18 protein-coding genes are annotated in these 21,668 nt (G+C 74.9%); 11 read left to right on the top strand and 7 right to left on the bottom strand.

What is annotated here, in order from left to right; all coding sequences use genetic code 11:
- Positions 1 to 18: 18 nt before the first annotated feature.
- Complete coding sequence (locus LWC33_RS28445) at positions 19 to 1,023, bottom strand: DNA-3-methyladenine glycosylase family protein (RefSeq protein WP_233307762.1); 1,005 nt, start codon at positions 1,021 to 1,023, stop codon at positions 19 to 21.
- 157 nt (positions 1,024 to 1,180) lie between these two features.
- Here LWC33_RS28445 and LWC33_RS28440 point away from each other — a divergent pair, with 157 nt between their 5' ends.
- From LWC33_RS28440 to LWC33_RS36640, 4 genes are all read left to right on the top strand, one after another.
- Positions 1,181 to 2,896: an N-acyl-D-amino-acid deacylase family protein gene (locus tag LWC33_RS28440; RefSeq protein WP_305080899.1), complete on the top strand. Its 1,716-nt coding sequence runs from the start codon at positions 1,181 to 1,183 to the stop codon at positions 2,894 to 2,896.
- A 109-nt stretch (positions 2,897 to 3,005) separates the two neighbouring features.
- Complete coding sequence (locus tag LWC33_RS28435) at positions 3,006 to 4,304, top strand: sensor histidine kinase (protein ID WP_233307761.1); 1,299 nt, start codon at positions 3,006 to 3,008, stop codon at positions 4,302 to 4,304.
- Complete coding sequence (locus LWC33_RS28430; protein ID WP_233307760.1) at positions 4,301 to 4,942, top strand: response regulator transcription factor; 642 nt, start codon at positions 4,301 to 4,303, stop codon at positions 4,940 to 4,942. The genes LWC33_RS28435 and LWC33_RS28430 overlap by 4 nt, the downstream gene beginning before the upstream one ends.
- 107 nt (positions 4,943 to 5,049) lie before the next feature.
- Complete coding sequence (locus tag LWC33_RS36640; RefSeq protein WP_372476711.1) at positions 5,050 to 7,095, top strand: C40 family peptidase; 2,046 nt, start codon at positions 5,050 to 5,052, stop codon at positions 7,093 to 7,095.
- 166 nt (positions 7,096 to 7,261) lie between these two features.
- On the opposite strand, the gene LWC33_RS28420 is transcribed toward LWC33_RS36640, so the two are convergent.
- Complete coding sequence (locus tag LWC33_RS28420; protein ID WP_233307767.1) at positions 7,262 to 9,055, bottom strand: NHL domain-containing thioredoxin family protein; 1,794 nt, start codon at positions 9,053 to 9,055, stop codon at positions 7,262 to 7,264.
- A 52-nt stretch (positions 9,056 to 9,107) separates the two neighbouring features.
- Here LWC33_RS28420 and LWC33_RS28415 point away from each other — a divergent pair, with 52 nt between their 5' ends.
- Positions 9,108 to 9,914 carry an Fpg/Nei family DNA glycosylase gene (locus tag LWC33_RS28415; RefSeq protein WP_233307759.1) on the top strand — a complete coding sequence of 269 codons (807 nt, stop codon included), beginning with the start codon at positions 9,108 to 9,110 and terminating at the stop codon, positions 9,912 to 9,914.
- A gap of 8 nt (positions 9,915 to 9,922) precedes the next feature.
- Here the strand turns inward: LWC33_RS28415 and LWC33_RS28410 are convergent, their stop codons facing one another.
- Together LWC33_RS28410 and pgi are read right to left on the bottom strand one after the other, a co-directional pair.
- Positions 9,923 to 10,579 (bottom strand): phosphatase PAP2 family protein, encoded by a 657-nt coding sequence (locus LWC33_RS28410; RefSeq protein ID WP_233307758.1) that lies wholly within the window; start codon positions 10,577 to 10,579, stop codon positions 9,923 to 9,925.
- A 69-nt stretch (positions 10,580 to 10,648) separates the two neighbouring features.
- A complete protein-coding gene (gene pgi / locus LWC33_RS28405; RefSeq protein WP_372476710.1) occupies positions 10,649 to 12,313 on the bottom strand; it encodes a glucose-6-phosphate isomerase in 1,665 nt (554 codons plus the stop codon).
- A gap of 240 nt (positions 12,314 to 12,553) precedes the next feature.
- Between pgi and LWC33_RS28400 the strand changes: the two genes are divergently transcribed.
- The 6 genes from LWC33_RS28400 to LWC33_RS28375 all read left to right on the top strand — a co-directional run bounded on the left by LWC33_RS28400 (position 12,554) and on the right by LWC33_RS28375 (position 17,477).
- Entirely contained in the window at positions 12,554 to 12,985 is a 432-nt protein-coding gene (locus LWC33_RS28400) for a hypothetical protein (RefSeq protein ID WP_233307757.1), read from the top strand.
- A gap of 297 nt (positions 12,986 to 13,282) precedes the next feature.
- A complete protein-coding gene (locus tag LWC33_RS28395) occupies positions 13,283 to 14,161 on the top strand; it encodes a DoxX family protein (protein WP_233307756.1) in 879 nt (292 codons plus the stop codon).
- Positions 14,162 to 14,400: 239 nt separating this feature from the next.
- Positions 14,401 to 15,258 carry a HipA family kinase gene (locus tag LWC33_RS28390; RefSeq protein WP_233307755.1) on the top strand — a complete coding sequence of 286 codons (858 nt, stop codon included), beginning with the start codon at positions 14,401 to 14,403 and terminating at the stop codon, positions 15,256 to 15,258.
- Positions 15,255 to 15,692 carry a DUF3037 domain-containing protein gene (locus LWC33_RS28385; RefSeq protein ID WP_233307754.1) on the top strand — a complete coding sequence of 146 codons (438 nt, stop codon included), beginning with the start codon at positions 15,255 to 15,257 and terminating at the stop codon, positions 15,690 to 15,692. Before LWC33_RS28390 ends, LWC33_RS28385 begins: the two co-directional genes overlap by 4 nt.
- A 62-nt stretch (positions 15,693 to 15,754) precedes the next feature.
- Positions 15,755 to 16,828, top strand: a complete 1,074-nt coding sequence (locus LWC33_RS28380; protein ID WP_233307753.1) for a phosphotransferase family protein — start codon at positions 15,755 to 15,757, stop codon at positions 16,826 to 16,828.
- A gap of 22 nt (positions 16,829 to 16,850) precedes the next feature.
- Complete coding sequence (locus LWC33_RS28375; protein ID WP_233307752.1) at positions 16,851 to 17,477, top strand: LysE family translocator; 627 nt, start codon at positions 16,851 to 16,853, stop codon at positions 17,475 to 17,477.
- A gap of 56 nt (positions 17,478 to 17,533) precedes the next feature.
- Here LWC33_RS28375 and gad read toward each other — a convergent pair whose 3' ends face one another.
- The 3 genes from gad to LWC33_RS28360 form a co-directional block, all read right to left on the bottom strand.
- On the bottom strand, positions 17,534 to 18,937 hold the full coding sequence (gene gad, locus LWC33_RS28370) for a glutamate decarboxylase (RefSeq protein ID WP_233307751.1): 1,404 nt from the start codon (positions 18,935 to 18,937) through the stop codon (positions 17,534 to 17,536).
- A gap of 10 nt (positions 18,938 to 18,947) precedes the next feature.
- Positions 18,948 to 19,748 (bottom strand): polysaccharide deacetylase family protein, encoded by an 801-nt coding sequence (locus tag LWC33_RS28365; protein ID WP_233307750.1) that lies wholly within the window; start codon positions 19,746 to 19,748, stop codon positions 18,948 to 18,950.
- Positions 19,749 to 19,878: 130 nt separating this feature from the next.
- Entirely contained in the window at positions 19,879 to 21,432 is a 1,554-nt protein-coding gene (locus LWC33_RS28360; RefSeq protein WP_233307749.1) for a hypothetical protein, read from the bottom strand.
- Between the last annotated feature and the right edge of the window lie 236 nt (positions 21,433 to 21,668).

The raw sequence follows: 21,668 nt of genomic DNA, 5'->3' as shown, positions 1-21,668 counted from the left end.
GGGGGACGCCCCACCCCCTCACCCGATCAACGCCATCGGTTCGGTCCGCGGGCGCCGCGCCTTGGGCACCCGGGCCGGAAGGACCGGCTCGGGCACCACCGCCATCTCGGGCAGCCGGCGGCCGGCGGCGCGGATCAGCACCGCGGTCCAGGTGCGGAACGGGCGCCAGGCCTCGGCGATCCGGGCCAGGTCCTCGGCGCCGGCCGGACCACCGAGCCCGTAGGCCGCGCCGACCAGGGCGGCGAGCCGGGGTTCGTCCGCGACCAGCGCGTCCTGCACCCCGGAGGCCCGCAGGTGGATCAGGCCGGCCGCGAAGGCACCGAGTCCCGGTACGGTGCGCAGCCGCGCCCGGACCTCGTCCGGATCGCCCTCGCGCAGCGCCACGGGATCGAGCAGGCCCTCCTCGGCGACCCGCGCCACCGCGCGCAGCCGCTCCTGTTTCAGCTCGGGCAGGCCGGGCAGGCGGTCGGCGGCCAGCAACTGCGCGGGCGTGGGGACCGCCGCCATCTCCTGGCCGTCCACCTCCAGCACCCGACCGAACCCGCGGGCGAGCCGCTCCCGCGCCGCGAGGGACTGGCGACGTCCCCACCGCTGGGAGAGCACGCACCACACCGCGGCCTCGTAGGGCGAGGCGAACAGCACCGGCCGCAGGCCCGGCGCGGCCGCCATGACGCGGCCGACCACCGGGTCCCGCGCACCGACCTCGGCGAACGCGGCACCGTCGCCGTCGAGCGACAGCATCCGGGCCACCTGGTCCCGCACGGGATCCAGCGGTTCCCCCGGATCCAGCCCGCCGACGACGCCGTGCACGCCCCCGGCGTCCTGGGTGAGGGCCACGCCGACCTGGCCGCGCAGGTCGTCCCGGCAGAAGGCCAGCCGCAGCACGCCGCCGGCGAAGGCGCCGCCGCCCGGCCAGTCCCCGGCGGGCTCGGCGCCCTGGCCGAAGGCGCCGGCCTCGACCAGGGAGAACGCGCCGCGGGGTCGGATCGTGAAGGTCCGTTCGGACACCGTCGAAGTGGTCATGGCCGCAGCATGCCCGCGACCACCGACAGTTCCGGGCGCCCGCGGCGACGGTCCACGGGCCCCGTTGCTCCGGTCGGTGATGATGCATCTGCATGACTTCCGTTCCGGGGGCGGCGTGGGCTATCCAGGGAGGACCGACCGCGACGGAGGGGGCGGCATGACGGAGTTCGACCTGGTGGTCCGGGGTGGATCCGTGCTCGACGGGAACGGGGGTCCGGCCCGCACGGCGGACGTCGGGATCGTCGGTGACCGGATCGCCGAGGTGGGCCGGATCGCCGGCACCGGCCGCCGCGAGATCGACGCGGACGGCGCGGTCGTCGCGCCCGGGTTCGTCGACATCCACACCCACTACGACGGGCAGGCGACCTGGGAGTCGCGCTTGCAGCCGTCGTCCTGGCACGGGGTGACCACGGTCGTCGCGGGCAACTGCGGCGTCGGGTTCGCGCCGGCCCTCCCCGAGCACCGGGACCGGCTGATCGACCTGATGGAGGGCGTCGAGGACATCCCCGGCATCGCCCTGCACGAGGGCCTGCCGTGGACCTGGCTGACCTTCCCCGAGTACCTCGACGTGCTCGGGACCCGCCCGTACGACGTCGACCTCGCCACCCAGGTCCCGCACGCGGCCCTGCGGGTGCACGCGATGGGCGAGCGAGCCGCCGCGCACGAGGAGGCCACCCCGGACGAGGTGGCGCAGATGGCCAAGCTGGCCGCCGAGGCCGTCCGTGCCGGGGCACTGGGCTTCTCCACCTCGCGAACCCTCAACCACAAGAGCGTCAACGGCGAGCTCACGCCCTCCTACGGGCTGGGTGCGGCCGAGCTCGTCGCGATCGCGACGGCGGTGGGGGAGACCGGCACCGGCGTGTTGCAGCTGGTCAGTGACTTCCCCGAGCCCGAACAGGAGTTCGCGCTCATCCGCGAGATGGCCGCGGCCTCCGGTCGCCCGCTGTCCTTCTCGCTGCTGCAGTTCCCGCAGGACCCGAGCCGGCACCGGGCCATCCTGGAGATGGTCGACCGCGCCTGGGCGGACGGGCTGGAGATCCGGGCGCAGGTGGCGGCCCGCCCGGTCGGGCTGATCCTCGGGCTGGAGAACACCCTCAACCCGTTCATGATGAACCCGGTGTGGCAGAAGCTCGCCGGCCTCTCGGCCGCCGAGCAGGCGGCGCGGATGCGCGAGCCGCAGATGCGCGAGGCGATCCTCGCCGCGCAGACGCGGGAGAAGAACCGCAGCCGGCTCGGCGGCGGCGCCATCGCGGCCTTCCACCTGATGTACGAGCTGCAGGACCCGCCGAACTACGAGCCCTCGCCCGAGGACTCGCTGGTCAACCGGGCCGCGCGCGAGGGCCGCGAGCCCGTGGAGCTGGCGTACGACATCGTGGCCGGCGGCGGGATGATCTACCTGGTCGGCGCCAACTACGCGCACGGCAACCTGGACGACGTCCACGACATGCTCCGGCACCCGCACGCCCTGCCCGGGCTGTCCGACGGCGGCGCGCACGTCGGCACGATCTGCGACGGCAGCTTCCCGACGACGCTGGTCCAGCACTGGACCCGGGACCGGGCGGGGGAGAAGCTCGACCTCGCCTACGTGGTGCAGCGGCAGGCCCGGGACACCGCGCGGGCGGTCGGGCTGCTCGACCGCGGCGTGCTCGAGCCCGGGTACCGCGCCGACCTCAACGTGATCGACGTCGCCGGGATGCGCCTGCACCGGCCTGAGATGCGCCACGACCTGCCCGCCGGCGGGAGCCGGCTGCTGCAGCGCGTGGACGGGTACCGGCACACCGTCGTCGCTGGTCAGGAGACGTACACCGACGGCGTCGAGACCGACGCCCTGCCGGGCCGCCTGATCCGCGGAGCGCGGCCCGCACCCGGGTAGCCGTCCGCGCCGCACCGAAACCCGCTCGGCGCCGGGTGGGGCATTCCCTACTGTGCACCCGGGAGTGTGCCGGGTGGGGGGCGCTGCGCGGGTGGGCTTGGGTGGAGGCATGAGCGAGGAGGGGGTCCCGGCCGCCGTCGTCGTGCCCGGGCCCGCGGTGGGGTCGGTCGGGCGCGGCCTGCGCTACCTGGTGACGGGGCTGCCGCTGGGCGTGGTGGCGTTCGTCGTCGCCGTCGCCGGGTTCGCGGCCGGGATCAGCACGGTCGTCGTGTGGGTGGGGCTGCCGATCATGGCCGGCACCTTCGCGCTGTCCCGGCGGCTGGCCGACGTCGAGCGGCGGTCCACGGAGGCGGCCACCGGCCGGCTGCTGCCGCCGCACCACTACCGCCCGCGGCGCGGCCGTGGCGTGATCGGGATGCTGGGCCGGTTCGCGGATCCGCAGTGCTGGCGGGACCTGCTGCACGCCGTCGTCGCGTTCCCCGTGCGGCTGGCCTGCTCCGTGATCGGGGTCGCCTGGGTCGTGGCCGGCGTCGGGGGCTCCCTCTTCGTGCTGTGGGAGTGGTCGCTGCCGCGCGGCGACCGCACCGGGCTGATCGACGTGATCACCGGTGCCGCCTCCCGGGCGCTCGACGTCGCCTTCACCACCCTGATCGGCCTGGTCCTGCTGATCACCACGCCGTGGGTGGTCCGCGCGCTCGTGGCCGTGCGGGCGGGGCTGGCCCGGGGGCTGCTCACCAACCGGACCGCGGCGCTGCGCGCCCGCGCCGAGCAGCTCGCCGCGGGCCGCCGGGCCGCGGTGGCGGCCGAGGCCGCGACCCTGCGTCGGCTCGAGCGGGACATCCACGACGGTCCGCAACAGCGGCTCGTCCGGCTCACCATGGACCTCGAGGCGGCCGACCGCCGGCTCGACGACGACCCCGAGCGCGCCCGGCCGCTGATCGCCGAGGCCCTCACCCAGACCCGCGAGGCGCTGGCCGAGCTCCGGGCGCTCTCCCGCGGCATCGCCCCGCCGGTCCTGGCCGACCGCGGGCTCGCCGCCGCGCTGGCCGCCGCGGCGGCGCGGTCGACGGTGCCGGTGAGCGTGGAGGTCGAGCTGCCCGCGGGGGAGCGACCGGCCGCCGCGGTGGAGAACACGGCGTACTTCGTGGTCACCGAGGCGCTCACCAACGTCGCGAAGCATTCCGGGGCGACGCACGCGACCGTCGACGTCCGGCCGCACCGGGCCGACCTCGTCGTCCGGGTGACCGACGACGGCATCGGCGGCGCCCACCCGGCGAAGGGTCACGGACTGTCGGGGCTGTCGGAGAGACTGTCGGCCGTGGAGGGGCGGCTGGAGGTCGCGAGCCCCGAGGGCGGGCCGACGGTGATCACGGCGTGGATCCCGCTGGCCGGGTTGGAGGACGCGTGAGGGTGGTGCTGGCCGAGGACTCGTTGCTGCTGCGCGAGGGCCTCGTGCGGCTGCTCGACGAGGCGGGCGCCGAGGTGGTGGCGGCGGTCGGCGACGGGGATGCGCTGGTCACCGCGGTGATGGAGCACCGGCCGGCGGTCGCCGTCGTCGACGTGCGGATGCCGCCGACCTTCACCGACGAGGGCCTCCGTGCGGCGCTGGAGATCCGCCGCGAGTGGCCGGACACCGCGATCCTGGTGCTGTCCCAGTACGTCGAGGAGTCCTACGCGGCCGACCTGCTGGCGGCCGGCGGGGGAGTGGGGTACCTCCTCAAGGACCGGGTCTCCCGGCTCGCCGAGCTGTCCGACGCGCTGGAGCGGGTCGTGGCGCGCGGCACGGTGCTCGACCCGGAGGTCGTGTCCGCCCTGCTGACCCACCGGCGGCGCCGCGACCCGGTCGAGTCGCTCACGCCGCGTGAGCGAGAGGTCCTGGGTCTCATGGCGGAGGGGCGCACCAACACGGCGATCGGGCGGGACCTCGTGATCACGCAGGGCGCCGTCGAGAAGCACATCTCGTCGATCTTCACCAAGCTGGGGCTCGCGCCGTCGGGTGACGATCACCGGCGGGTCATGGCGGTTCTCGCCTGGCTGCGGGCCTGACGCCCGCGTGAGCGCCGGATCTCGCCCGTCCGTGTGATGGCGGACGCGGCGCGTGTCCGCCACGCTCTCGCCGGTTCAGTCGGGGCGACCGGTCGGGGGAAGAGTCGATGGCGCTGCGCGAGCGTGTGCCGGCAACGGGATCACGATCCGTCACGAAGCGGGCCGGCCGGCATCGGGCCGGGTCGCACCGGCCCGCGATCGTGGTGCCGCAGCAGCGCGGGACCTCCCACCGCTGGGCCACGGCCGAGGACGACGGTCGGGAGCGTCGCCGCGAGGTGCGGCGGGTCGTGCCGCCCGGTCACGATCGAGCGGTCGACGGGCCCGGTGCCGGCGTGGAGAGCCGCTCGGTGCGGGCGGAGGCGGCGCGCAGTGCGGCCGCCGGCCTCGCCGGGGCGCGGCTGGCCACGGCGCTGGTCGGCCGCGTCGTCGCCGACTGCCGCCGGGAGGCCGCCACCCGGATCGCCGACCGGATCGCCGACCGGATCGCCACCGCGCGCACCCCGCTGCCCCGGCCGGGTGTCGTCGACCGCGAGCCGGAGCCCGGTGCCACCCGGACCCTTCCCGTCCGGTACCGGGGCGTGCCTGCGCGGCGTCGGTCCCGGTTCGCCGCGGGGGTGTGGGTGCTGCTCGGGTTGCTGCTGGTCGTGGCGGTGGCCGTGCCGTCGGCCGTGCGGCAGGCCGGGCTGACGTCGGTGGCCGGCACCGCGGCCGAGCGCTTCCCCGGCGTGTTCCCGGAGAACACCCAGCCCGGCCCGGGAGGCGGCGGTCCCGTCGCCCCGGCTCCTGCGGAGTTCACGACCGCGCTGCCCGACGGGCGCGCGCAGGTCGCCCTCGCCGCCGCCCTCTCGCAGGTGGGCGTGCCCTACCAGTGGGGCGGCAACGGCCCTGCCGCGGGCGACCAGGGCTTCGACTGCTCGGGGCTGACCGTCTTCGCCTACGGCGCCGCCGGGATCACGCTGCCGCGCACCGCCCACAGCCAGTACGTCGCGGGCCCGCACGTCCCGGCCGATGCGCCGCTGCAGCCCGGTGACCTGGTCTTCTACGGCATCCCGTCCGCCGTGCACCACGTCGGCGTCTACCTGGGCGACGGCCGGATGGTGAACGCCCCGACCTACGGGAAGCCCGTCCGGACCTCGTACTACCGGTGGCGGGGCGACGACTACCTCGGCGCCACCCGTCCGGCCGCGCCCGGCCCGCGCACCAGCGGGATGCTGCAGGTCCTGCCCGAGCCCCGCGTCACCTCGCCGAACGACTGGCCGAGGACCTTCGACGCCCCGGCCGCGCCGGCCCCCGCCGCCGCGATCGCCCCCAGCGCGAGCCTGCCGCCGGAGTCGGTGACCGCGGCTGCCGCGATGGCCGCCTCGGCCGGTCCGCTCAGCGTGGTGGACGGGGCGTCGCCGAACGGGACCGCGCCGGAGTCCGGGGGCGCGGTGTTCGGCGATCCCGCGGCGGCTCCGGCGAGTGGCCAGGCCTCGGGCGGGCAGGCGTGGCGCCCCGCCGCTGCGACATGGCGGCTGCCGTCGGCAGACGCCGCCGACCCTGCGGCCGGTGCGCCTGCGCCGGCGGCCGATCCGGCGGGCCCGGCGGGTCCGATTGCCGACGCGCCCGCGCATCGGGCGGCGCCGACGGCCGCATCGGCGGGTTCGCCACCGGCCGCGGCCCCGGCGGGCTCGGCGCCGCCTGCGAGTCCGGCGAGTTCGGCGCCGCCTGCGAGTCCGGCGGATCGGACCGCGGTCGCCGCGGGGGATCACGGGAACGATGCCGCGTCGCCCGCCCCGGCCGACACCGCCCGGCCCGGCGCCGCCCCGGCCCCGACCGTCGGCACCCTGACCCTGCCGAGCGGCGAGCTCCCGCTGACCGCGGCGCGGCTCGACGACGCCGGCGTCCCCGTGGTGCCGGCCCCGGGTACCGCCGCGCTGCTCGACGAGGGCGGTGCCCAGCTCGTCGTGCTGCGCTCGGCCGACGACCTCCCGCTCGACCAGCAGCTCACGGTCGCCGTCACCGGCGCCGAGCCCCGCTCGCGCACCGTCGTCGAGGCGAGCCCGCTCTCGCGGGAGCAGCTGGCGGAGCACATCCGCACGCTCCCGCCGGGCGAGTTCCAGGTCGTCGCCGCTGCCCCCGACGGCACCTGGACGCTGGCCGAGCTGGAGTGAGACCCGGCCGTCGCCGGCGTGGGATCAGCACCAGGGTTGTCGAAGGCCCATTCGGCAGCACTGGTGCTGACTCGTCCGGGGTGATCGCCGTTCTGGTGCGGTGGCGGTCGTGTCCCCGACCCTTCCTGCACGCGGACGCCGATCACGAGCCCGCTGCCGCGTCGCCTCAGCCCCCGTCGACCGCCCGCAGATCGAGCACGAGCTCGGCGGGGCCCCCGCCCGCCACCACCCGGACCGGGACGCCCCAGTCCTGCTGGTACCGGTGGCAGGCGGCGAAGACGGCGTCGCCCTCGTCGCACGCCGCGGCGGTGACGCTCACCGACAGCACACCCTCGCCCGGTGCGAGTCGCAGCGGCCGGACCAGGCCGGGCGCGGTGCCGGCGCCCTCGATCAGCAGCGACGAGGGCGACGCAGCGACGGTCAGCACCGTCGGATCGCCGAAGCGCGTGTCGAGGTGCTGCCCGGTCGGCGGGGTGAAGTCGACCGTGAGCGTGACCGGCCCGGCCGCGAGATCGGTGCGCGGGCGGCGGACGGCGTGGGCGCCGGCGTCGACCAGCGCGCCGGCCGGGATCGGCAGCCGCACCAGCCGGTGCGCCGCCGACTCCACGACGACCAGCGTGTCCCCGTCGACGAGGACGTCGCCGGGCTCGGCCAGGCCCTGGGCCAGCGTGGTCACCTGCCCGCCGGCGATGCGCCGGACCGCGCCGTTGTAGGTGTCCGCCACCGCGACCGAGCCGTCGGGCAGCACCCCCACGCCCAGCGGGTGCTGCAGCAGCGCCTCGTCGGCGCGGCCGTCGCGGAACCCGAAGTCGAACAGCCCGAGCCCGACGGCGGTGCTGACCTGCGGCGTCGCGTCGAGATACAGGGCACGCACGGCGGAGGTCTCGGCGTCGGCGATCCACAGCACGTCGCCGGCGACGGCCAGGCCGGACGGCTGGGCGAAGAACGCGTCGGTCACCGGCCCGTCCCGCAGCCCCTCCGTCGTCGTGCCCGCGAGCACGGTGAGCTCCCCGGAGCGCGGCGCGAAGGTCCACAGCTGGTGCCAGCCGGCCATCGCGATCACGATCCGGCCACGCCACCACACCACGTCCCACGGCGTCGACAGCTCGGCGGCCGAGCCGCCCGGCTCCACCCGCTCCCGCAGCGGCGAGCCGGTGCCCGCGACCGTCGTGACATGGCCGTCGGCGAGCCGCAGCCCCCGCAGGGCGTGGTTCACCGAATCGGCGACGACGACGTCGTACCCCACCTCGGCCGCCACGTCGTCCGGGAGCACGGCCAGGCCCTGCGGCTCGGAGAACTCCGGCTCGGCGCCGTCGCGGAACCCTCGTACGCCCGTGCCGAACCGCCTGACCTCGGCGAACTCCGCGTCGACCTGCACCACCTGGTGGTGCGCGGTGTCGGAGACGAGGAAGCCGCCCCGGGAATCGGAGGCCGGCACGGCCACGACCTTCCCGGGGAACCGCAGCGCCGTCGCCGGCGGCGGGGGAGCGACGTACGGGCCGTCGCCCCGCCGCAGCGTCCCCTTCGCCGTGTGCTCCTCGACCAGCTCGCGGATCAGCACGGCCAGCCCGTGCGCGTGGCCCTCGCCCGCCATCTGTGCGACGACGTACCCCTCCGGGTCCACCATCGTGATCGTCGGCCAGGCGCGGGCCGCGTAGGCGTCCCACATCGCGAGGTCGGGGTCGTCGAGCACCGGGTGGTGCACGCCGTGCCGCTCGACGGCCCCGTCCAGTGCCGCCGGCTGCCTTTCGTGCGCGAACTTCGGCGAGTGCACCCCGACGACCACGAGGACGTCGGCGAACTCCTCCTCCAGCGGGCGCAGCTCGTCGAGCACGTGCAGGCAGTTGACGCAGCAGAAGGTCCAGAAGTCGAGCAGGACGATCTTGCCCCGCAGGTCGGGCGCCCGCCCGCCGGTGTTCAGCCATCGTCGTCCGCGCAGCTCCGGCGCCCGCACCCGCATCACGGTCCGGATCAACGCGCGGCACGGGCACCGCTGTTCCACACTGGGCGGCGTGCCGGAACTGCCCGAGGTGGAGACCGCGCGGAAGGTGCTCGAACACGCCCTGGACCGCGAGATCCGCAGCATCGACGACAACGACGAGTGGGTGTGCCGGCCCCATCCGCCGGGCGAGATCGCGAAGGCACTGGTCGGGGGCCGGCTGACGGCGGCGCACCGGCGCGGCAAGACGATGTGGTGCGAGACCGTCAACCGGGACGGCGAGGAGGGCCCGACGCTCGGGGTGCACCTCGGCATGGGCGGTCGCGTGATCGTCACCGACGAGTACGGCGACCGCGTCGGCGGCGGCCCCGAGCGGCCGGACCGCCAGCCCCGCAAGCCCGAGTGGGACCGCTTCACCATGAACTTCGCCGACGGCGGCCGGTTCCGGCTGTTCGACAAGCGCCGCCTCGGCCGGATCCGCCTGGAGCCCGACCTCTCCGGCCTCGGGCCCGACGCCGAGGAGATCTCGGCCGCCGACTTCCGCACGCGGATCGCGCGCAGCCGCTCCGCGGTCAAGGCGCGGCTGCTGGACCAGTCGGTGATCGCGGGCGTCGGGAACCTGCTGGCCGACGAGACCCTGTGGCGGGCGAAGATCAACCCGGCCACGCCCGCGGACGAGCTGGCGCGCACGGACCTCGACCGGTTGTACCGCAACCTCGAGAAGGCGCTGAAGGCTGCGATCGCGAACGGGGGCGTGCACACCGGTGAGGTCATCGAGCACCGCCACGTCGGCGGCCACTGCCCGCGCTGCGGCGCGGAGATGCGGCACGGGACCGTCGGCGGGCGCAGCACGTGGTGGTGCACGAGGGAGCAGCAGTAGCCGTTGCCCTATGCCGGGACCGCGGGCTCGGGATGGCGGGCGCGCCACCACAGCAGAACGCCGGTGCACACCGTGAGCCAGGCGGCACCGGTGGCCCAGCCGGCCACGACGTCGCTGAACCAGTGCACACCCAGGTAGATGCGGCTGTAGCCGATGCCGCCGATCCACGCCGCGGCGACCAGCAGGGCGCCGAGCCGCAGCGGCCCGGTGAGGTACGGCCAGGCCAGCACCACGAGCGCCCCGACGACCGTCATGGACATCGTCGCGTGCCCGGAGGGCAGCGACTCGTTCGCGGCCTGGACCAGGTGTACCGGCAGCGGCGGCCGCGGCCGATCGAGCGAGCGCTTGACCAGCGTGAACACGAGGCTTGCGCCCGCCATCGTGGCGATCAGCCACACGCCGTCGACCCGGCGGCCGCGGACGATCAGCACGACGCCCGTCACCACGGCGAGCACCGCCATCGCGGCGGTGCTGCCGAGGTTGGTGAACACGACCAGGATCGCGGTGACCCCGGCCGACCGGCTGTCGATCGCCCCGGCGAGGGCCGAGCGGTCCTCGACCGCCGGGCCGACGCCGGTGAACGCGGCCCAGATCAGCCCCGCCGCCACGGCGACGAGGACGACGGCGCAGGTCGCGGTGAGAACGAGGACACGGCGGCCGGGCACCTCACCACTCTGCCCACACCGGACCGTCCGCGCCCGCCGAGCGGCAGGATCCCGGGGCCGCTCGGCCGTTCAGCCGCGGCCGCGGAGCGTGCGGTAGCGGCGGATGAGGGCGGCGGTGGACGCGTCGAGCGCCGAGAAGTCCGGGTCCGCGCCGTACAGCGCGGGGCCGAACTGGCGTGCCATCACCTTGCCCAGCTCGACGCCCCACTGGTCGAAGCTGTCGATGCCCCAGATCGTGCCCTCGACGAAGGTCTGGTGCTCGTAGAAGGCGATGATCTGGCCCAGGGTGGACGGGGTCAGCTTCGGCGCGAGGACCGTCGACGTCGGCCGGTTGCCCGGCATGACCTTGTGCGGCACGACGTCGGCGGGGGTGCCCTCCGCCTCGATCTCCTCCTTCGTCCGGCCGAAGGCGAGCGCCGCGGTCTGCGCGAAGAGGTTGGACATGAACAGGTCGTGCATGTCCGCGCCCCCCTCGCCGGGTAGGTCGTGGTTCGGCTCGGCGAAGCCGATGAAGTCGGCCGGCACGAGCCGGGTGCCCTGGTGGAGCAGCTGGTAGAAGGCGTGCTGGCCGTTCGTGCCCGGCTCGCCCCAGAAGATCTCGCCGGTGGCGGTGGTGACCGGGGTGCCGTCGGCGCGGACCGACTTGCCGTTGCTCTCCATGGTGAGCTGCTGCAGGTAGGCGGGCAGCCGGTGCAGGTACTGGGAGTACGGCAGGACCGCGTGGGTCTCGACCCCGAAGAAGTCGTCGTACCAGACGTTGAGCAGCCCGCTGATCACCGGCAGGTTCTCGGTCAGCGGGGCGGTGCGGAAGTGCTCGTCCATCGCGTGCATGCCGGCGAGGAACTCCGAGAAGCCCTCCTGGCCGATCGCGACCATGAGCGAGAGCCCGATCGCGGAGTCGACGGAGTAGCGGCCGCCCACCCAGTCCCAGAAGCCGAACATGTTGGCCTCGTCGATGCCGAACTCGCGGACCTTCTCCGCGTTCGTCGACACGGCGACGAAGTGCAGCGGGATCGCCTTCTCGGCGGAGACGTCTCCCGGCAGGCCGTCGACCAGCCAGGTCCGGGCGTTGCGGGCGTTGGTCAGCGTCTCCAGCGTGGTGAAGGTCTTGGACGAGACGATGAACAGGGTGGTCGCCGGGTCGAGGTCGCGGGTGGTCTCGGCGAGGTCGGTCGGGTCGATGTTCGAGACGAACCGGCACTCGATGTCGCGGTCCGAGTAGTCCTTGAGCGCCTCGTAGGCCATGACCGGGCCGAGGTCCGAGCCGCCGATCCCGATGTTCACCACGGTGCGGATGGGCTCGCCGGTGGCCCCGGTCCACTCGCCGTCGCGGACCCGGGTGCTGAACTCGCCCATCCGGCGGAGCACGGCGTGCACGTCGGCGACGACGTCCTGGCCGTCGACGGTCAGCGAGGCGTCCGCGGGCAGGCGCAGCGCCGTGTGCAGCACCGCCCGGTCCTCGCTGGTGTTGATGTGCTCGCCGGAGAACATCGCGGCGATCCGGTCCGGCAGGCCGGCGGCCTCGGCCAGCGCGACCAGCTTCGGCAGCGTCTCGGCGGTGATCCGGTGCTTCGAGTAGTCGAGGACGAGGTCGGCGCCCTGGACGGTCATCGCCTCCGCCCGGCCGGGGTCGGCGTCGAACAGCTCGCGGAGGTGCGCCGGCTCGACGGCCGCGTGGTGCTCGGTCAGGGCCGCCCACTCCGCGGTCGCGGTGATGTCTCGGGGGATGTCCACGCCGGACATCATGCCCGCGACCGGCGTGCCTGACACGTTCCGCGGACGGCGGGGCGGCGGGCGGGTGTGGCTACCACGAAGCCGGGTGTGGTGGCGGCGTGCTGTCCGGCGCCGGGGCGCCCGCGATCTCCTGGGATCCGACAGAGACGACGCCCGACGACGCCGAACGACGCCGAACGACGCCGCACGGCGACAGCGCCGGAGACGGCGTCGGACCGAGCATCCCCGAAGGAGCACCCCGTGAGCGAGCAGCCCGCCCCCGCCACCGGCCACACCGGTTCCGCCGTCCTCGCCAGCCCCGCCTGGGTCATCGGCGGCCTGCGCAACCGGCCCGGGTACCTCGTGACCGCCGCTGGTCGGATCGCCTTCACCGACGGCGAGGAGACGCTGTTCGACGTCCCGCTCGCGGAGGTCTCCGGCGTCACCTACCCCTGGTACTGGTTCGGCGGTGGCTTCAAGGCCCGGATCGAGGGGAAGACCGTGAAGATCACCTTCGTGAAGCCGAACGGCATGCCGAGCCCCGACCCCTCGGCGCTCGAGCTCGGCCTCTCGGCACTCGGCGTCGCGGCCGCGTTCGGCGGCGTCGGGCACGTCGGCGACCTGGCCGGGCTCGCCTGGATCGCGCCCGGGCGCAAGGCCACCGCGCAGTGGCGGGAGGTGCTGCCGAGCTGACGCCGACGGGCCCGACCGGGCCCTCCCGTCCACGGGCGTTCCCCCGCTCGCCGACGCCGATCCACCCGGGTGGGTGCACGCGGCGTGCCGACCAGCGGGGGAGCAGCGGAGACGAACGGTCCGTAACCACGTGCGCCGGGTTTCGTTACACGGATGAGTGGTTCGCACGCGCTGTTCATCGCGTGCGGACGACGGACCACCGCAGAAACGGCTGTTCGGCCTACACCCCGCCGCACACCGGTCTAACTTCGTCACTCAGCGCGGCTTGCCGACGACCCGTAGTCAGGAGAGGTCCCGATGTTGACCCGTTCGCTCCCCGAACCCGCGAAGCACGTGCTCATCCTGGTCGCACGGCTGACCGTGTCGTTCATCATGCTGGCGCACGTCTGGCAGAGCTTCTTCCAGGCGGGGTTCGGGACGGCCACCGACCAGTTCACGAACTTCGGCATTCCGCTGGCCATCGTCGCGACGGCGTTCACCCTGGTCGTCGAGCTCATCGGCTCGATCCTCATCGCGGTCGGCATCTTCGTGCCCTGGGCCGCCGCGGGCATGGCGTTCGTGATGTACGGCGCCATCTGGTTCGTGCACGGGGCCAACGGCGTGTTCGTGAAGAACAACGGGTTCGAGCTCGTCGCCCTGATCGCCGGGATCGTGCTGGCCATCGCCGCGTTCGGCCCCGGCCGCTACAGCCTCGACCACCTGCTCTTCGACCGGAAGCGCCAGGAGGACGTGCCCGCGCCGGTCGACGTGAGCTCCGACCCCACCGGCGTGCCGATCGCCCCGGCCCCCGCCGCGTTCGCCGCCCGCCCCGCCGCGGGCCCGCGGTGGGACGCGCCGCACTGGGCGGACGAGCACCCGCAGGCCGCGCCCGCCCCGCGGTGGGACGCCGACGCGCCCGCCGAGCGCGCCCCGCAGCAGCAGGCGCGGCTCTCGGCCGCCCGCCCCTTCTCCCTGTGGGACGACGGCCAGGCCGGCCACGCCGCCGACGCCCCGGCGCCGCGCCGGATGCCCAGCGCGTACGCCAACTCGTCCGTCCAGCCCGGCGCCCGGCACGCGGTGCACCCCGCGGCGCCGGCGGTCGACTACGTCGACTACGCCGACTACGCCGACTACGCGGACCCGCACACCGGCCCGCAGGCCCACCTCGACGCCTCGCCGCGCGAGCAGCAGCACTGATCCGGCGCTGATCCGGCGCTGATCCGGACCGGCCCGGCAGCGCGGCCGGCGCTGCTCCGGAACCACTCCCCAGTACCGCGAGACCTCCCGACGAGGACCCCGCGGCCCGTTCCGCCCCGCCGCCCGCGACCGCGGCGGGACGGCCGGCCGCGGGGTCCTCGTCTCCGGCCGACCGCCCCCGGACCGCGAAACCCCTGGCGCCGCGCGGGATCATGGGCGGCGGAACGAGGAGGGATCGCGTGCTGCGCCACGTCACGGCGACCCGCTACGTCACGCCGTTGCGTGAGGGCGGGTCGCTGCCAGGCCTGATGGAGGCCGACGACCTCGGCACCTACGTCGTGAAGTACCACGGCGCGGGGCAGGGCCGGAAGGTCCTGGTCGCCGAGATCGTCGCCGGTGAGCTGGCCCGGGAGCTGGGCCTGCCGGTGCCCGAGCTGGTCACCGTGGACCTGGACCCCGAGCTCGGGCTCGCCGAGCCGGACCAGGAGGTGCAGGACCTGCTGCACCGTTCCGCCGGGCTCAACCTGGGCCTGGACTACCTGCCCGGCGCGCTGGACTTCGACCCGCTCGCCTTCGACCCGGGCCCGGAGTTCGCCGGCCGGGTGCTGTGGTTCGACGCGCTGGTCGGCAACGTCGACCGCTCCTGGCGCAACGCCAACATGCTGCTGTGGCACCGGGCCCCGTACCTGATCGACCACGGGGCCACGCTGACCTTCCACCACGGCTGGGCGCGGACGCTGGCGGACCCGGCCGCAGTCGCCACCCGCCCGTTCGACGCCGGCGACCACGTCCTGCTCGGCTCCTCGCCGGACCTCGACGCGGCCGACGCCGCCCTCGCGCCGCTGGTCACCGCGTCGGCGCTCGAGCGCGCCACCGCGGCGGTGCCGGACGAGTGGCTGACGGACGAGCCCGGGTTCGCGGATCCGGCCGAGGTGCGCGCCGCCTACGCCGAGATCCTCACCGCGCGCGTCGCGGCCCGGGAGGCCTGGCTGCCGGCCGTGCGGGCGGCCGCTGCGACCCGTCGTCCGCGCCCGATCACCCGCAGCGGCCGTCCGCCGGCGTGGCTCGCCGCCCGGCTGCCGAAGGTGGACCGATGAGCCGCGCGAACGGTCTCGAGGTCTACGAGTACGCGGTGCTGCAGGTCGTGCCGCGGCCCGAGCGCGGCGAGACGATGAACGCCGGCGTGCTCGTCTACTGCCGGGCGAAGGACTTCCTCGGCGGCCGGGTGCACCTGGACCGGGAGCGGCTGCGCGCACTCGACCCGCACGCCGACGCCGACGCGATCGCCGACGCCCTCGAGGTCGCCGCCGCTGTCTGCGCCGTGCCCACCCCGCCGCGGGCCGACCGGCGGACGGAGGGCGCGCTGGCCGCGTCGGGCCCCGGGGCGGGGGAGGACCTCGGCCGCCGCTTCCGCCGGCTCACCGCGCCGCGCAGCACGGTCGTGCGGCCCGGCCCCGTGCACAGCGGGCTCACCGCGGACCCGGCCGCCGAGCCGGACCGGCTGCTGGCCGCGCTGGTCCTTCCCGTATGACGCACGGGAGTGGCGATCGTCGCAATGGCGTTGATCGCCCGTCACGGGGCAAGGTGACGGGCATGAGCGGATCGACGCAGATCGCCACCGACCCCGTCCCCGCCGCGGCGCTCACCGAGTGGCTGCGCGCGGAGGTCCCCGAGATCGCGACCGGCCCGGAGCCCGTCGACGTCCGACGGATCTCCGGCGGGCACTCGAACCTGACCTACCGGGTCGTCGACGCCTCCGGCACCCCGTGGGCCCTGCGCCGTCCGCCCACCGGCGGGGTGCTCGCCACCGCGCACGACATGAGCCGGGAGTGGCGGTTCATCGCCGCGCTGGCCGAGACCCCCGTCCCGGTCCCGCGGGCCGTCGCGTTCTGCTCGGACCACGCCGTGATCGGCGCCGACTTCTACCTCATGGGCTTCGTCGACGGCGTCGTCCCCGGCGACGTCGAGGCCGGGGCCGCCATGCCCGTCGAGAGCCGCCGCGCCGCGGGGCTGGCGGTCGCCGACGTGCTCGCCGAGCTGCACGCGGTGGATCCCGACGCCGTCGGTCTGGGGGAGCTGCGCCGCCCCGGCAGCTACCTGGAGCGGCAGCTGCGCCGCTGGCACCGGCAGGCACACGACTCGGCCGTCGAGGACCTGTCGGTGGTCGACGAGGGGCACCGGCGGCTCGTGGAGCGCCGACCGGTCGACGAGGAGCTGACCATCGCGCACGGCGACTACCGGCCGGGGAACCTGTCCTTCGGCCCGGACGGGCGCATCGGTGCGATCTTCGACTGGGAGCTGGCGACGCTCGGCGAGCCGCTCGCCGACCTCGGCTACCTGCTGGCGTCCTGGGGGCGCCCGGGCGACACCGTCCGGGAGATCACCTCCGGCCCGACCACCCTCGACGGCTGGCCGGAGCGCGAGGAGATCCTGGCGCGCTACGCCGAGCGCTCCGGGCGCGGCGACCGGATCGCCGGGCAGGCGGACTACTTCGAGGCGTTCGCCCGGTGGCGCTCGGCGTGCATCGGCGCGGGCGTCTACACCCGTTACGCGGCCGGGCACATGGGCGACGCCGTGGAGGACGCCGACACGGCCCGGTCCCGGCTGGCGAACCTGCAGGAGCAGGCCACCGCGGCGGTGGAGATCCTGCGCCGCGCTCCTCGGTGACGGCGCAGGTTAGGGTCGCCCGGTGACCTGGGGTTCCTACGGCGCCTACCTGGGCATCGCCGTCCTGCTCGTGCTCGCCCCGGGGCCGGACACGCTGGTCCTGCTCCGCAACGCCCTGGCCGGTGGCCGCCGCGGCGGGCTGCTCGCGTGCGCGGGCATCCTCGCGGGCAACCTGCTGCAGGGCAGCGCAGCGGCGTTCGGGCTCGGCGTGCTCGTGGCGAGCTCTCGCCCGCTGTTCGAGACGCTGCGCTGGGCGGGCGTCGCGTACCTGCTGTTCCTCGCCGTGCAGGCGCTGCGCGGGGCGTGGCGCGGGGACTACGCGGCGCTCACCGAGTTCGTCGAGAAGCGCCGCGGGCAGGGTTTCCGCCGCTTCCGCGAGGGCTTCCTGTCCAACGTGACCAACCCGAAGGTGCTGGTCATGTACCTGTCCGTGCTGCCGCAGTTCCTGGTCCCGGGCGTCACGACCACGGCCGACGCGCTGCTGCTCGCCTACACCGTCGGCGTGCTGGGCGCGGTGTGGCTCCTCGCGCTGGTGTTCGTGGTGCACCGGGTGCGGGGGTGGTTGAGCCGGCGGCGGGTGCGCCGCACGATCGACGCGGTGACCGGGACGGCGCTCGTCGGGTTCGGCCTCGCCCTGGCCGCCGAGTAGCGCACCGCTGCCGAGGCCCGGGCCGCCGAGCAGGGCCCGGACCACCCCCTGGCGCCCTACCGGACCGGAGGCTTCTCCGTGCCGTGCGCGAAGGTCGCCGACTCCGGCCCGCGCTGCGGGGCGCCCTGCTTGCCCAGCTGCTCCAGGGCGCGGCGCAGGTCGTCGAGCAGCAGACTCGCCAGGTCGTGGCTGAAGCCGTTGCGCACCACGATCCGCAACGCCGCGATGTCCTCACGTTTCGCCGGGAACGTGTAGGCGGGCACCAGCCAGCCGCGCTCGCGCAGGGCCGCGGACACGTCGAACGCGGAGAAGGGCTGTCCCTCGGCCACGGTGAACGCGAACACCGGCAGCTGCGACCCGTCGGTGAGCAGGCGGAACGGGCCCAGCCCGGCGATCGCCGAGGACAGCGTGGTCGCGACGTCCCGGCAGGTCTGCTGCACGCGCGCGAACCCGGCCCGGCCCAGCCGCAGGAACTGGAAGTACTGCGCGATCACCTGGCCCCCGGGCCGGGAGAAGTTCAGCGCGAAGGTCGGCATGTCGCCGCCCAGGTAGTTGACCCGGAACACGAGGTCCTCGGGCAGCGCGTCCTCGTCGCGCCACAGCGCCCAGCCGACGCCCGGGTAGACCAGGCCGTACTTGTGCCCCGAGGTGTTGATCGACGCCACCCGCGGCTGCCGGAAGTCCCACGGCAGGTCGGGGTCGCAGAAGGGGGCGATCATCGCGCCGGAGGCGCCGTCGACGTGCACCGGGATGTCCAGCCCGGTGCGGGACTGCAGGTCGTCGAGCGCGGCGCAGACCTCCTCGACCGGCTCGTAGCTGCCGTCGAAGGTGGAGCCCAGCACCACGACCACGCCGATCGTGTTCTCGTCGCAGAGCGCCACGGCCTCGGCCGCTCCCAGGTGCAGCCGGTCGCCCTCCATCGGCACCAGCCGCGGCTCGACCTCGAAGTAGTTGGCGAACTTCTCCCAGCAGATCTGGACGTTGATCCCCATCACGATGTTGGGGCGCGCGACGTCCTTGCCCTCCGCCCGCCGGCGGGCCTGCCAGCGCCGCTTGAGCGCCAGGCCGCCGAGCATGCAGGCCTCGCTGGATCCCGTCGTCGAGCAGCCGACGGCCCGGGCGGGGTCCGGCGCGTTCCACAGGTCCGCGAGCATCCGCACGCAGCGCTGCTCGAGGTCGGCGGTCCGCGGGTACTCGTCCTTGTCGATCATGTTCTTGTCGAACGACTCGGACATCAGCCGCTGGGCGGCCTCCTCCTCCCACGTGGTGACGAACGTGGCCAGGTTGAGCCGTGCGTTGCCGTCGAGCATCAGCTCGTCGTGCACGATCTGGTACGCGACCTGGGGATCGAGCCCGGACTCCGGCAGCTCGTAGCGCGGCACGGTGATGGGCTCGGCACCGAAGACCGGATTCGCGACGACCGGCTTGTCGCCGCGCTCGGACCGCTGATGTGTGGGCATTCTCACGACCCTAGGGGAAGTCGGTGACATAGCCCTGGGACCGGAGCCACGGAAGCAGCCGGTCCAGGGCCTCCACCGTGCGGGCGCGGGTCCCGCCGCCGTCGTGCAGGAGGACGACGGCGCCGGGGTGCAGGTGTTTCTCGACGTTCACCACGATCTCGTCGGCCGAGGGCCGGGTCCAGTCCCGCGGGTCGATCGCCCAGCCCAACGGCTGCATCCCCTGCGCGACGGCGGAGTCGAGGATCTCCTTGTCCCAGTTGCCGCCGGGCGCCCGGAAGTAGGTGACCGGCGTGCCGGGGACGCGCGCGGCGACGTCGGCGATCTCCGCGGTGATCGTCCCGGCGTCCCGGGAGGCCAGGCCCTCGTCGTGGGTGTGCGAGTGGGAGCAGATCCGCATCCCGGCGTTCACGACCTTCGCCACCACCTCGGGATGCCGCTCCATCTGCGTCCCGACCATGCAGAAGGTCGCCTTGGCGCCGTGACGGATCAGCACGTCGAGGATCTGCGGGGTCCACTGCGGGTCCGGCCCGTCGTCGAAGGTGAGGGCGATCCGGCGGTCCTGCGGCCCCGCCACGGGCAGGTCGGTGAGCACCACCGGCCGGACGGTCGGCGCAGGGGGAGCGACGACGACCGGCGCCGGCTCGGGCGGCGACGCCGCCAGCTGCGAGCCCAGCGGTGCGACCAGGCCGAGCGCCAGGGCCCCGAGCAACGCCGGGACCCGGTCCGCCGCCCTGCCGCGGAACAGCCCCTCGGTCGTGCGGGGATCGGGGTGTGCGGGCCGCGTGAGGAGGCCCGGCCCGAAACGTCTCATCGGTGGCACGCCCATGGACGCCTCATCCGCCTCTCCAGGCTCGCCCGTCACGGCCGTTCGTACCCGAAGGAGCGACGGCAGGGCGGCGGACACGCCGGACGAGGGCCGGGAACGACCTCGTCGGCCCAGGTCAGGTCGGGGCGAGGTCGGGGTCCGGGTCGGTCCGGGGCCGGGGAACGCCGGTGCCGTCGGGGTCGGGGTCGTCCTCGTCGCCCGACCGGGACGTGTCGGCCCGGAGCGTGGCCAGGAGGCCGGTTCCCGCGTAGAGGGCGACCCAGACCTCCTTGCCCGGGCCGGGCTCCCTGTCCGTTGCTGCCGCGTAGGTCCACTCCGTCGGACCGCGGGTCAGCTCGATCTCGCGGAGCACCGGATCGATCACGACACCGGCGCGGTCGACGACGATCTCGAGCCGGGTCGCTCCTTCGGTCAGCCGGAACGGCACGGCGCGGCGATCGGGTCCCGCCGCGAGCCAGGCGTCCCGGCCGATCAGGACCTTGACCTCGATCCGCCTCGGCCCGTAGGCACACCGGAGCGCGCCCAGGACCGTCCCGGGTGCACCGCCCGCACCTCCCGACGACGTCGTCGGGAGTGTGGTGGGCGCGTCCGGAGGAAGCGTCGGGGGAGCGGTCCGGGGCGGAGGTTCCGACGGACGGCGGCGGGGGGCGCGGGTCACGGCGTCCGCGACCTCGCGCGCCGCGGCCCGGGTCGCGGTGACCACGTCGAAGACGTCCGGCGCCGTCGGCGCGCGGTGGTCCCGGAGGACGGCGGAGAACACGGGGAGGAAGCTCGCGATGTCGGTCGGCGTCCGCAGCTCGGCGGGCCGGGGCTGCGAGATCTCGTTGGTCATCGCGAGGACGGCCCCGTCCGTGGCGGTGATCTCCAGCTCGAGTGTCGTGAACGAGGCCTTCTTCGCGAACGAGAAGCCGGGGACCTCGGAGGCGGTCAGGTCCTTCGCGGGCCGCGTCGCCGTACGGATCGCCGAGATGTGCTCGAAGCGGATCTCGTGCGCGTCGACGTCCGACCTCCCGCCGGTGTCCAGGGCGAGCCGGAAGGTCAGCACGGCGATGTGCGTGCGCGTCACGCACAGCACCGCGCCCGAGTACGCGGTGAACCGCCGGATGCGATCGGCGAAGTCCGACCGGTGCCGTGCGTCGGGAGCCGGCCCGACGACCACGATCGGATCGTGCGGGCCTCGGCCTGCGCCGTCGGGTCCCTGCACCAGGTCGGAGCGGGAGAGGCCGAAGCGCCGGAGCGCCTCGTGGACCGCACGCCGGAGGTCGGCGTCGAGCGTGCGGTCGAGCAGTTCGCCGGACGACTTCTCGTCGGCATAGGCCCGCGCGAAGTGCCATGTCCGCCAGGACACGAACCCCATCGCCGCGAACAGGGCCGCGATGATGCCGTCTCCCGCCGCCCACGTCCAGGGCGCGGCGAGCAGGAGACACAGGGCGAGGACGGCGAACGCCCCGCCGAGGCGCATCTGCCGGACGGCGCGCATCCACTCCCAGAGCGGGGGCGAGGGCCTGAAGTAGCGGCGCACCCACTCCTTGCGGCGGTTATCACCCGGCGGACCGAGGTTCGGCGCGTTCGGGTCGGGCGCCGCCATCGGCGGCGGCGCCAAGGTGGTCATCACGCGGGCCCACCACGCCCGCGACCAGTCCACGACGACTCGCCAGAAGTTCCCCATCGTTCCCCCCGTGCCCGGCCTCCGTGCACCGGGCGTGGGAAGGACTCGCTCCACGGTGCGGGGACGTTGCGGGGGAGCGGGAATGATCACCCCGGTGGAGCAGACCCCAGCTCCAGGGGTGGCCCTGCGACGAACGGGTGTACGGACATCGCGCCGTCCGCCCTTGTGGAGGCAGCGCCGGGCGGCCCACGACGTCCGGTCGGGTGGTTCAGGCCGACGACCGGCGGACGGCCGGG

It is taken from the genome of Pseudonocardia terrae (assembly GCF_021343995.1).
Classification (GTDB): Bacteria; Actinomycetota; Actinomycetes; order Mycobacteriales; family Pseudonocardiaceae; genus Pseudonocardia; species Pseudonocardia terrae.
Note: the sequence above shows the minus strand (reverse complement) of the source record. Positions and strands in the feature narration are given on the sequence as shown.